Origin of the sequence: uncultured Campylobacter sp., from assembly GCF_938045595.1 — a bacterium.
In the GTDB taxonomy this organism is placed as follows: domain Bacteria; phylum Campylobacterota; class Campylobacteria; order Campylobacterales; family Campylobacteraceae; genus Campylobacter_B.
The window spans coordinates 1-11161 of record NZ_CALIBB010000090.1 but is presented as its reverse complement, the minus strand read 5'-3'; the positions used below and the strand labels follow the sequence as shown (position 1 = coordinate 11161).

Below are 11161 nucleotides of genomic sequence, written 5' to 3'. Positions count from 1 at the left end.
TCTTAAGCGAGATCGCAATGTCGCTAAAGTCCTCATCCTGCAGCAGCGCGGCGTTATACAGCGCGCTTTGCACCATCGCCTCCACGCTGCGGCCGTATTTTTGCTCAAACTGCTCCTCGAGTGAGCCCAAATTTACGCCGATGCGGATAGGCAGGCTGCGAGCTTTGCACGCGCGCACGACCTCCTTGATACGATCCTTGCCGCCGATATTGCCCGGATTGATGCGGATAGCATCGACGAATTCCGCAACCTGCAGCGCCAAGCGAAAATTAAAATGGATGTCCGCTACGATGGGAAGCGGCGAGCTTTTTTTGATCCGCGCGAGCGCGTCAGCGTCGCTTTTATCGAGCACGGCGCAGCGCACGATGTCGCAGCCCGCGAAATACAGGCGGTTAATCTGCTCTAGCGTGCCCTCCACGTCCTTGGTCTTAGAAAAGCTCATCGACTGCACGGAGATGGGCGCGCCGCCGCCGATTTTGACGGAGCCGACGGAGATTTGGCGGGTCGGATAGCGATTTTTCAAATTTAAGCCTTTAGAATTTTTTGCGCTATTTTATTCAAAACGGGGTTAAAATTTAATAATTCGCACTCGCTAGCCGCCGTAGAATTTCGCCTGCAGGATTTTACCCACTAAATTTTGCTTTCGCGCTTACGAAAAATTTCATTTTGCCGCGAAATTTGAGCGAATAAAGTCTATAAAATTCCGCCATCTAATAAAATTCTAAAAATTCCGACAACAAATGAAACTCTATAAAATTTGATGGCAAGCGAAATTTAATAAACCACGCAGCCAAGCAAAATTCTGCGAATTTAGCAGGCGGGCGAAGTCCTACAATGCAAAATTACGAAATTAAGCTCTTGAAATTTCGGCGAAATTTTAACCGCAGTATCGTCGCAGCGCTCACTCGCGCAAAACGAGTGCAGTCTGGTTTATCCTAGCAGCGCGGCATGCAGCCGTGAAATTTCAAAGCGCGTGGATGAAATATGAAAATTTTATTTTTAATTGCAGCAGTAGGGCATTTTTCGCACGGCGGCAAAGCCGAAAAAACGTCAGCGTTCGTGTTTGCATACCGCGCCAGTATCGCGATCTTATAGAGGCAGCAAAATTTAAACCGCCTACGCATATAAATTGCGCCGGCGTGCCGCCTAGGCTAGCGCACTAGCTCCATATTCACCTTGACCCTGCTCATCTTGTCCTGCAGCATATCCATCACCGACTCATTGCGCGACGAAGCGTCATCCGTCGGGGCTTCGTGCTGCTGCCACTTACTTTTCGGCGCGGCGGGGCCCCACTGCGACGAAAATATCAGCCCTCGCTTTTTCTCGGTCTCAGGCGCAGACTCGTACGGCTGTGGAGCGGGCTTCGCCCAACGCTCATCATAACGCATCGCAGCACCTTGTCCTAACGCATTACCCCGCTTTGGCGACGACATCTTACTAAGCGCGCTACCGCTAGGGCGCCCTATCGCACGGCTAGAGCGAGCAGATGTGGGAAGATAGGGCGCGCGGGCATTTTGACGCGCCGTATACTTCGTGGCACTCGAATGAGATGCAGCTGTATGCCCCATAGCACTAGAACGAGTTGCACTATAGCCGTAGCGAGCTTGCGGCTGCGCAATTCGAGTCGTCGTTAATTTTCGAGTTCGTGCGTCTACGGTTTTGCCGGTCTGCTCATCCGCGCCTCCGTGAGTTTGCGCGCTTACGCTTCTCCGCATATCTGCGCCTCTGTAAGTTTGCGCAGTATCGCGAGCGCTTGGCGCCTCATCCTCATAGATACGGGTCTTTGGCAAACGCATCAGCGTCGCGACTAGACTCTTGCTAGCTTCATTCTGACTACTTGATTGATTGGCTGGGAGCCTAGATGCTTTATTTCTCGCAGAATGCGATGCGAAATTTTGCCCGGGATTTTTAGTAAAATTTTTCGCACTTTTTTGCGTGGAATTTTTAGCGAAATTCCTAGATGCGCGCGTATTTTTTGTGAGCTTGGATTTGGAAAGGCTTTTAGCATTTGCAGGTTTTTTAGCATGCGGCTCGGCAGGAGATTTTGCCGAGGTATTTTTACTCGGATGATCTTTGGCTCGCAGATTTTGAGATGAAATTTTAGATTTGTGGCTTTGCTGCGCAGCAAAAGCGCTAGAAAAACTCGCCAAAATGAACGCAATTAAAAAGATACGAGCTAAATTTTTCATCGTTTTCCTTTCCATGGATTTTAGGCGAAATTTAGCAAAGCTTAGATTAAGCCGCGTTAAATTTAATGAGTGAGGCTATGAAATTTCAGCTCTAATTCCAAGCCGTATCGCCAAATAAAAACCTGGATAAAGGCTAAGCTTTAAAAATTCCGCAGCTAGGATTCTATCTGGTAATAGAATTTTATCACACTAAAAATATGACGCCACGAAAAAATTTTATCTTGTAAGCGTTTAGGTGGGATAGCTGAAAATTTTAAAGTTTTAGAATTCTGCGCTTAAATTTTGAGTGGCAAGTCAGAATTTAAGGTAAAAAGCAAGCTCAGATAAAGTTTTTAAATTTAAAGGATAATGCGGCAAAACCGTAAATTTGCGGTGAGATACGAAATTTATCAGATCATGCAGTGACTAAAAATCACACCGCTTAATCGCTAATTCATAATAAATCGCCGCGCTTCAGACGTATCTAAAAACGCGGCACATATCATTTTAGCGGCGTATAGCTAAAACATCGCCGCACATAAGGCATTGCAGAGCGCTGCAAAATCTCACAGCGCCGTTGCAATGGCATAGGAGCGCCGAATGACGCTCCTATGGGGCTCTACATCATTCCGCCCATGCCGCCCATTCCACCCATATCAGGCATTGGAGGCATTGCAGGTTTCTCCTCTTTGATCTCGCTGACGGTCGCTTCGGTCGTTAGAAGCAGACTTGCGACGGAGACAGCGTTTTGAAGCGCGATGCGCTCGACCTTCACAGGATCGATGATACCTGCCTCAAACATATTGACGTACTCGCCGTTTGCGGCGTTGAAGCCGAATTTTTTATCTGAGCCTTGCTCGACCTTATTTGCTACGACACCTGCGTCAAATCCCGCATTCTCTGCGATCTGGCGAAGCGGAGCGAAAAGCGCGCGCTTAACGATGTCCGCACCGATAAGCTCGTCGCCGCTTAGGGCTAGCTTTACGCTAAGTCCGGCTCTGATTAGCGCAGCGCCACCGCCGATTACGATACCCTCGTCTACGGCTGCTTTGGTTGCGTTTAGAGCATCGTCCACGCGGTCTTTTTTCTCTTTCATCTCGGTTTCGGTCGCAGCGCCCACCTTGATGACCGCGACGCCGCCGCTAAGCTTGGCCATGCGCTCTTGAAGCTTCTCTTTGTCGTAATCGCTCGTAGTCTCGGCTATTTGAGCTTTGATCTGCAAAACGCGCGCGTCGATATCTTTTTTCTTGCCCGCGCCGCCTACGATAGTGGTGTTATCTTTGTCGATCACGATGCGCTCGGCTTGTCCAAGATCGGCCATAGAAGCACTTTCTAGCGTTCTGCCAAGCTCCTCGCTGATGACGGTGCCGCCCGTTAAAATCGCGATATCTTCAAGCATTGCCTTTCTGCGATCGCCAAATCCTGGAGCCTTGACCGCGGAGATGTTTAGCACGCCGCGAAGTTTATTTACGACTAAAGTCGCAAGTGCCTCGCCCTCGATATCCTCGGCGATGATTAGAAGCGGTTTGCCGCTTTTTTGAACCTGCTCCAAAACCGGTAATAGGTCTTTTAAATTTGTAATTTTTTTGTCAAATAGAAGCACTAGCGGCGAGCTTAGCTCGACTAGCATTTTTTCTGCATTTGTGATGAAATATGGGCTTAGATAGCCGCGGTCAAACTGCATTCCCTCGACTACGTTTAACTCATCGTTGATCGATTTCGCCTCTTCTACGGTGATAACGCCGTCCTTGCCGACTCTTTCCATAGCGTCTGCGATCAGATCGCCCACCGCGCTGTCGTTATTGGCAGAGATCGTAGCGACCTGAGCGATCTCTTTTTTGCCACTTACTTTTTTAGAGGATTTTTTTAGCTCCTCGATAACCGCAGCGCTAAATTTATCCATACCGCGCTTAACTTCGATCGGATTTGCGCCCGCAGTTACGTTGCGTAGGCCTTCTTTAAAGATCGCGTGAGCTAGCACGGTTGCTGTAGTAGTGCCGTCGCCTGCCTGATCGTTGGTTTTACTCGCTACTTCGCGCACCAAAGAAGCGCCCATATTTTCTAGTGTATCTTTCAGCTCAATCTCTTTAGCGACGGTTACGCCGTCTTTTGTGATCGCCGGAGCGCCGAAGCTTTTTTGGATTAAGACATTGCGACCGCGAGGTCCCATCGTAACTTTTACCGCGTCGTTTAGCTTCCTAACGCCCGCGTAAAGCTTGTTTCTTGCGTCGTCTGAAAAAATAATCTCTTTTGCCATTTTCAATCCTTTTTATTTAATTATGCCTAAAACATCTTCTAAATTTAAGATAAGGTATTTCTTATCGTCTAAGCTGATCTCGCTACCTGCGTATTTTGCAAACGCTACGGTATCGCCATTTTTGACGCCTTCACATTCGCTGCCGACGGCTACGATTTTGCCGGTCGAAGGCTTCTCTTTTGAAGCATTGTCGGGGATGATGATGCCCGAAGCGGTCTTTTTTGTTTCCTCCTCGCGCTCTATTAGAACGCGCTTGCCAAGTGGTTGAAATTTCATTTCAGTCCTTTCTTTGATTTGTGATTTCTAAAATTGGCACTCAATGTGTTTGAGTGCTAAGATTATATGCAAAATTTAAAATCTTGTCAATAGTTTATGAAAAATTTTTATAAAACTTTAGTGATTTAAACTCAAGTATTGAGATTTCAAACGTTAAATTTTAAGGGCTATAATACCCTCAAATTTTAAATTTTAAGGGGACGAAATGAAAATTTTCGGCATAATCGCAGGAATTTTAATCCTGCTTATCGTAGGCGCGGGCTGCATATTTTTCAGCGATTTTGGCAACAATCTCACCAAGCCTTACATAGAAAATTTGATCAAAGAAAAAAGCGGCCTTGACGTAAAGCTTGAGAAATTCGATCTAAATTTCGGCGATCTGGACATCAGCGCCAACGTAAATGACGCTGCAAACGTAAACGTAAAGGGCAAATACTCGCTTTTTGCGCGCTCTTTCGATCTTAACTACGACGCAAACGCGCACGATCTAGCCAAGCTCGGCATCAAAACGAGTGAAGGGCTAAGCCTTAAGGGGCAAATTTTAGGCGATCTTGGCAAATTCGGCATCAACGGCAGCGGGCGGATTTTTGATAGCAACGTAAAATTTTTGGCAAATTTAAAAGACCTTAGCCCGCTTGATCTGCAAATCGACGCTAAGGCTATAAATATCGAAAAAGCCCTTGCCGTGGCCTCTCTACCGATCTACGCCAAAGGAAATATCGACATTCTCTCAGACATCAAGGCTAGCAGCGGCGGTGCAGAGGGCAACGCAAGTATCAAGAGCTCAAATTTGATCCTAAACGAATCTGCGTTTAAAGATATGAATATCTCCATCCCAAAGGGCGTGCAGATCACGCTAAACTCAGACATCACGGCACAAAATGACGTCCTGCGAGCAGCAAGCAAGATCGATTCGACTCTGGGCAAGATCAACGCCGAAAAATCGGAATTTGATCTGAAAAACAAAACTTTAAACTCAGATTTTAATCTGAATTTGCCCGATCTAGCGAAGCTCGAAAGCCTTATCGGGCGTAAAATTTCAGGCGACGTTAAAGCAAACGGAAATTTAAAGACCGATTTTTCTACGCTTGAGCTTTCAAACTCGCAAATTTCAGCATTTAAAGACGCGCTTAAAGCGGATGCGGGAGCCAAATTTGACCTGAAAAACAAAAACGGCGAGCTGTCCGCAAAGCTAAACGCAAACGATCTAGCCGCGCTGCAAAACGTCCTGGGAGTGAAGCTACAGGGCAAGGCAAACGGCGAGCTTAGCGCGGCTTTAGCGCAAAATGAGCTTAAAAATCTAAACTTAAATTTAAACGCGATGGGCGGCAACCTGAATGCGAGCGGAAATTTAAGCGATCTAAAGCTTAAGGCGAGCAATCTAAATCTGGCCGTGCTTTCGGCTCTGTTTTACGGCAACGCGATCGGAAACGGCACGATAAACGGCGATGCGAAGTTAAGCTTAAAAGACGGCATCAACGGCACGGCGCAAATTTCGCTCGCTAACGGCGTGATTTTTAAGAAATTTTTAGACGGCGCGACGGGCAAGAACTTCCCGAGCGATCTGAAAGCGGACGCGCAGGCGCAGACAAATATCAAAAACTCCGTCGCGACCTTTAGCGTAAGCGCAAACTCCGATCTGGCGCAGCTTCAGAGCCTAAACGGCACCTACGAGCTCAAAAATAAAGCGCTTAAAGCAAACTACGCGCTGCTGATCCCGAGTCTGCAGCGACTAGAATTTTTTCTAAATCGCAGACTAAACGGCAAGATTGCCGCGACGGGCGAGCTTTCGCACGACGGCAAGAGCCTGTTTGCGACCATAAATTCCAAGGTCGCGGGCGGCGAGCTGAACGGACAGATCGCAGGCGATGAAGCGAACTTTAAAATCCAAAATTTCATCGTCAAAGAGCTTACGACGCTTTTAAATATCGATCACGTTTACGACGGCACGGGCAACGCAAATCTTACGTATAATACGAGCTCGCACAGCGGAAAATTTGACTCGATCATCAACAACGGCCGCCTTCCTAGCGGCGGATTGATCGATAAAATCGGCAAAATTTTAGGCCGTGATCTTGGCGGCGAGGTCTATAACGACGCCAAAGTAAACGGCACGATCAAGCAGAATTTAATCAATTTCAACGCCGATATGAGCGCGCAAAAAAGCAAGCTAAACGTCACCGGCGGCGCGCTGGATAGCAAAACGGGCGCGATTTCGGTGCCGGTTAAAGCAAATATCGAAAAGACCGATCTTGAGATAAACATCACCGGCACGATCAAAGAGCCGAAATACGACGTGCGATCGGACTATCTAAAGGGCAAGCTCGACAAGCAGATCGGCAAGGGTATCGACAAACTTTTCGGCGTGAAAAAGGACGATAACAGCAGCAAAAACGACGCGAAAAAGGAAAGATCTGACGCGATTAAAGGGCTGATAAATGGGCTATTTTAGCCCATCCGCCCCATTTAACATTTGGAATTTATGGATACTGCTAACGAGCGCGAAATTTAAAATTTTGAAATTTTGAAATCTCGCGCAGTTTAAATTTTAAAATTTCGCGCTAGCCGGCGCAGCTAGAGCCGCAAAATTTCAAAACTCGGCGGACGCTATTTATCAAAATTTTAAATCTCGTTTCGATCTGTTTTTGATGACGATTTAAATTTATCGCCGTAAGCTTATCCTACTCGCCGCCACTATATGCGATAAAATTTTATGCGCCGAACTAGCGTCTTTTAAAATGCTTCGTATCGATACTGCGCGCCTTGTTTTCAGCCTATCCGATGCTACTTAAAATTTCGCGGCGCAACGTTTATTGTAGTTGGCGCCATGCTTTATAAAATTTACCCGCCATAATCGCAAGAAAAATGAGCGTCAAGGCTCCAAATACCATAGCTGTAAATTTATCATCCGTCGTAGCGTATTTGTCATATCTGAATTTCATCAGATACTCGCGCTGCGGCGGATCGGCGCTTGCATTGTAATCCAAAAATAAAACTTGATATGCCGTGCCGCGATCTTGAAACGGAAACGGACGGCTTTGATACCAAGCTTTAACTCGCTTGCCTTCCAGCCATTCGTATGCGATTAGCGAAATAGAAGGCTTGATATTCACGCCTTGCCACTCGTCCGCTCCTGACCGCTTAAAATTAGCTTCAGCAATTGCTGCATTGAGCAAAATTTTATTTTTATAAAAGGAGGTTAAATTATCCGTATCGCCATTTAAAAAGACTTTGATAAATTTGCGCTCATCCGTAAAAATCTGCATATATTCGCGCCCATCATCGCTTCCGACATCCATGATTATTCCATTCGCAATTTTCAGATCATCTAAGCTTTTAGGATTCAAGCTAAAAAGAAATCCGTACCACATCGCCGCCAAATAAAATGCGATCATAAATAGATCGAACTTACGATCTAAGTTATGCCAAATTTCGCCGAGCTTCATCGATCATTACATTGTAAGTTTCGCTGCAAGATACGGAATTTTACGGCTTTTATTATCGCGGGCTATATTCCTGCATCATCACCACGGGCAAAAACAGTACCGTTCCCACGATTATTATCGGCACAGCTACGATGGTGCTTATCGTATACAATAGGGCGTTGCCCTCGCAGCGTTCAGGCCTAACCTCGATGTTTGCCGGGATCGGAGAGCGCAGCCTATCGCTTGGCTTCATTATTTCGCTAAGATTTTTGATCTGTACGACGCGCGCATCGAAGTAGAAAATCGCTTCTATCTCGCCTTTTTTCTCATCGATTTCGATGCGGTTCGCTAGAGCTTTGATTTTGGCGACGTCTGCTCCTGCGGCAGAGTTTAAAAAAGCACTGAAGCTGCCGCGCGCCTCGCCGTTTTTCGCATCCGTCACTTCGATCTGCACAAACTCGCGCTTAAGCCCCTTGGCGTATCCGCCGTCGTAAAATTCCGAAATTTTCTTAAGCGATGAGCCATCCGTCAGCACATAGCTGAGTTTCTCGCCTACGATGTATTCTTTACCGTCGTTTATGAAAAATGCCGTGATTTTTTCGGGCGTTTCATTCGCTCCGGGCACTACGTTTTGTTTGCACTGGCACCCCACAAGCAGGACAGCTAGTAAAACCGCGATAAATTTTTTCATGATGATCCTTTAAAATTTTAAATTAGCGTATGAATTCCGCAGCCAAAGCTCTATCTCAAAAAATTTCAGCGGCAAAATTTTACGCCTTAAATTTCACGCTCGGAATTTCAGTGCAAAATTCCGCGCTATAAAATCCCGACGCAGAATTTTTGGTGCGGAATTTCGATACGGAATTCTGCGTTCCGCAAAACTCCGCCGAGAAGCAAAGCCACGGCTTTTAAATTCCCGGCTCTACTTCAGTGCCGCTTTAATCGCCTCGCTCAGCCGCTTGCCGTCCACACTTGAACCAAGCGCTTCTTTGGCGGCTTTCATCACGCGCCCCATATCCTTTGCGCCGCTCGCACCGAGCTGCGCGATTAGCGAGCCAACCTCGGTGGCAAGCTCGGCATCGCTCAGCTGCGCGGGCAGATAGGACGCGATAATCTCGATCTCACCCTGCTCTTTTTGCACCAGATCGTCGCGACCGCCCGCGCGGTACTGCGCCGCGGAGTCATTTCGGCGCTTGATCTCGCTTTGAAGTATGCTAAAGACGCGCTCGTCGCTAAGGCTGATGCGCTCGTCCACCTCGACCTGCTTAAGCGCGGCGTTAAGCATCCGCAGGCTGTCTCTGCGGAAGTGATCGCCGCTTTTCATCGCCGTTTTAATGTCTTCTAAAATTTGCTCTCGCACATTCATTTTTCGCTCCTTGAAGTTGAAATTTCAGGCGGAATTGTAGCAAATTTAAAATTTGGCTCGGGTAAATTTAAGGGGATGAAATTTTAAAATTTTAAAGATTTAGCATGATTTACGGCTAAATTTAAAGCTTGCGCGAATATCGTCCGCGAAAATAAGCTCGCGCGAAGCCGAGTAAAATTTAAAAAGCCCCGCAAGAATATAAAATTCCCGCGGGGCAAGCAAGCGATAAGAGCTCGCAAAGGCTCTATTTAGCGCGTGAGAATATCATTCGCACGATTTGAAGCAAGAAGCACACGCTTCCAACCAAAAAGATCGTATCGCCGATGATGCGCGCCCAGCGGAGCCCATAGAGGCTATCTTTTTGCAAGAATTCCGCACTTCTTGCGTACCACATACCCACGTCGATCGCCGCAAACGCCTGCAAAATTCCAACCGGAAGAAGCGAAATTAGCACCATTAGAAGCAGACCCGCATTTAGCGCCCAAAAGCCGATCTTCATCAGCGTATCATCAAAGTTTTTGTCTTTGTAAATATACAGCGCCACGAGCCACACGAAGCCGAGCGCCAAAAAGCCGTATACGCCAAATAGCGCCGTATGCGCGTGCACCGCGGTGGTGTTTAAGCCCTGAATGTAAAATAGTGCGAGCGGCGGATTAATTAAAAAGCCGAAAACGCCCGCGCCCAGCATATTCCAAAACGCCACGGCGATGAAGCAGTAAAGCGGCCATTTTAAACGCTTGGCCCAATCCTGCGCGAATTGAAGCTTGTAGTAATGAAACGCCTCCGAACCCAAAAGCACCAAAGGCACGACTTCAAGCGCCGAAAAGCTCGCACCCACAGCCATTATCGGCGTAGTGGTGCCCGCAAAATAGAGGTGATGGAAGGTGCCAGGAATTCCGCCGATTAGGAAAATCGATGCGCTAGCAATCGAGGTGTAGGTGGCAAATTTCTTGCTTACTAAGCCCAAGGACGCGAATACGAACGCCAAAGACGCCGTCGCGAAAACCTCGAAAAATCCCTCGACCCAAAGGTGCACGACCCACCAGCGCCAATACTCCATCACAGGGATCGGCGAGCGCTGTCCGTAAAATAGTCCCGCGCCGTAAAAAAGCCCCACGGCGATAACCGAAGCGGTAAAGATCGCCAATAAATTCTTATCGCCCTCGGCTCTAAAGCCCGCGATAAAGCCGCGAAGCACGAGCACCATCCAGATCACAAGACCCACGAACAGTATCAGCTGCCAAATTCTACCGAGGTCTAAATACTCATATCCTTGATGTCCGATCCAGAAGCTGCTGCTTGGATCCATCTTGCCCGCAATCGCCATGTATTCGCCCGCGAAGCTGCCGACGACCAAGAAAAGAAGCGCGTAGAAAAGCGCGTCCACGCCGAGCTTTTGAAATTTCGGATCCTTGCCGCCGTTGATGATCGGAGCTAGAAACAATCCCGCCGCCAAAAAGCCCGTAGCGATCCAGAAAATGGACGCCTGCACGTGCCAGGTGCGAGCTAGCGAGTAAGGGATATATTGCGAAATATCAAGCCCGAAAAAGGACTGACCCTCAATCGTATAGTGCGCAACAAAGCCGCCGATGAAGGCTTGAAATGCAAACAACGCAATCGCTACGAAAAGGTATTTGCCGAGCGCCTTTTGCGACGGCGTAAGCGCTAA

At 47.6% G+C, this 11161-nt stretch carries 9 protein-coding genes; 1 reads left to right on the top strand and 8 read right to left on the bottom strand.

The window, feature by feature from the left end:
• From Q0340_RS03565 to groES, 4 genes are all read right to left on the bottom strand, one after another.
• On the bottom strand, positions 1-523 hold a 523-nt coding region (locus tag Q0340_RS03565; RefSeq protein ID WP_298082190.1), incomplete at its 3' end, for a flavodoxin-dependent (E)-4-hydroxy-3-methylbut-2-enyl-diphosphate synthase.
• Positions 524-1151: 628 nt separating this feature from the next.
• Positions 1152-2189 (bottom strand): hypothetical protein, encoded by a 1038-nt coding sequence (locus tag Q0340_RS03560; RefSeq protein WP_298082189.1) that lies wholly within the window; start codon positions 2187-2189, stop codon positions 1152-1154.
• Between the two features lie 598 nt (positions 2190-2787).
• Positions 2788-4425, bottom strand: a complete 1638-nt coding sequence (groL, locus tag Q0340_RS03555; protein ID WP_005871709.1) for a chaperonin GroEL — start codon at positions 4423-4425, stop codon at positions 2788-2790.
• 12 nt (positions 4426-4437) lie between these two features.
• Entirely contained in the window at positions 4438-4701 is a 264-nt protein-coding gene (groES, locus tag Q0340_RS03550) for a co-chaperone GroES (RefSeq protein WP_005871710.1), read from the bottom strand.
• A gap of 205 nt (positions 4702-4906) precedes the next feature.
• Here groES and Q0340_RS03545 point away from each other — a divergent pair, with 205 nt between their 5' ends.
• The gene (locus tag Q0340_RS03545; protein ID WP_298082188.1) at positions 4907-7153 is read left to right on the top strand and encodes a hypothetical protein; all 2247 of its coding nucleotides are present in this window, start codon (positions 4907-4909) and stop codon (positions 7151-7153) included.
• 358 nt (positions 7154-7511) lie between these two features.
• Here Q0340_RS03545 and Q0340_RS03540 read toward each other — a convergent pair whose 3' ends face one another.
• The 4 genes from Q0340_RS03540 to Q0340_RS03525 form a co-directional block, all read right to left on the bottom strand.
• A complete protein-coding gene (locus Q0340_RS03540) occupies positions 7512-8147 on the bottom strand; it encodes a hypothetical protein (protein ID WP_298082187.1) in 636 nt (211 codons plus the stop codon).
• Positions 8148-8199: 52 nt separating this feature from the next.
• Positions 8200-8817 carry a hypothetical protein gene (locus Q0340_RS03535; protein WP_298082186.1) on the bottom strand — a complete coding sequence of 206 codons (618 nt, stop codon included), beginning with the start codon at positions 8815-8817 and terminating at the stop codon, positions 8200-8202.
• Positions 8818-9048: 231 nt separating this feature from the next.
• On the bottom strand, positions 9049-9492 hold the full coding sequence (locus tag Q0340_RS03530) for a GatB/YqeY domain-containing protein (protein WP_298082185.1): 444 nt from the start codon (positions 9490-9492) through the stop codon (positions 9049-9051).
• A gap of 244 nt (positions 9493-9736) precedes the next feature.
• The coding region (locus Q0340_RS03525) for a cbb3-type cytochrome c oxidase subunit I (protein ID WP_298082184.1) at positions 9737-11161 on the bottom strand (1425 nt) is incomplete at its 5' end.

Coding starts and splice junctions, on each gene's coding strand:
- Q0340_RS03540 (WP_298082187.1), bottom strand. CDS start 8,147: ATGAAGCTCGGCGAAATTTGGCATAACTTAGATCGTAAGTTCGATCTA.
- Q0340_RS03530 (WP_298082185.1), bottom strand. CDS start 9,492: ATGAATGTGCGAGAGCAAATTTTAGAAGACATTAAAACGGCGATGAAA.
- groL (WP_005871709.1), bottom strand. CDS start 4,425: ATGGCAAAAGAGATTATTTTTTCAGACGACGCAAGAAACAAGCTTTAC.
- groES (WP_005871710.1), bottom strand. CDS start 4,701: ATGAAATTTCAACCACTTGGCAAGCGCGTTCTAATAGAGCGCGAGGAG.
- Q0340_RS03535 (WP_298082186.1), bottom strand. CDS start 8,817: ATGAAAAAATTTATCGCGGTTTTACTAGCTGTCCTGCTTGTGGGGTGC.
- Q0340_RS03560 (WP_298082189.1), bottom strand. CDS start 2,189: ATGAAAAATTTAGCTCGTATCTTTTTAATTGCGTTCATTTTGGCGAGT.
- Q0340_RS03545 (WP_298082188.1), top strand. CDS start 4,907: ATGAAAATTTTCGGCATAATCGCAGGAATTTTAATCCTGCTTATCGTA.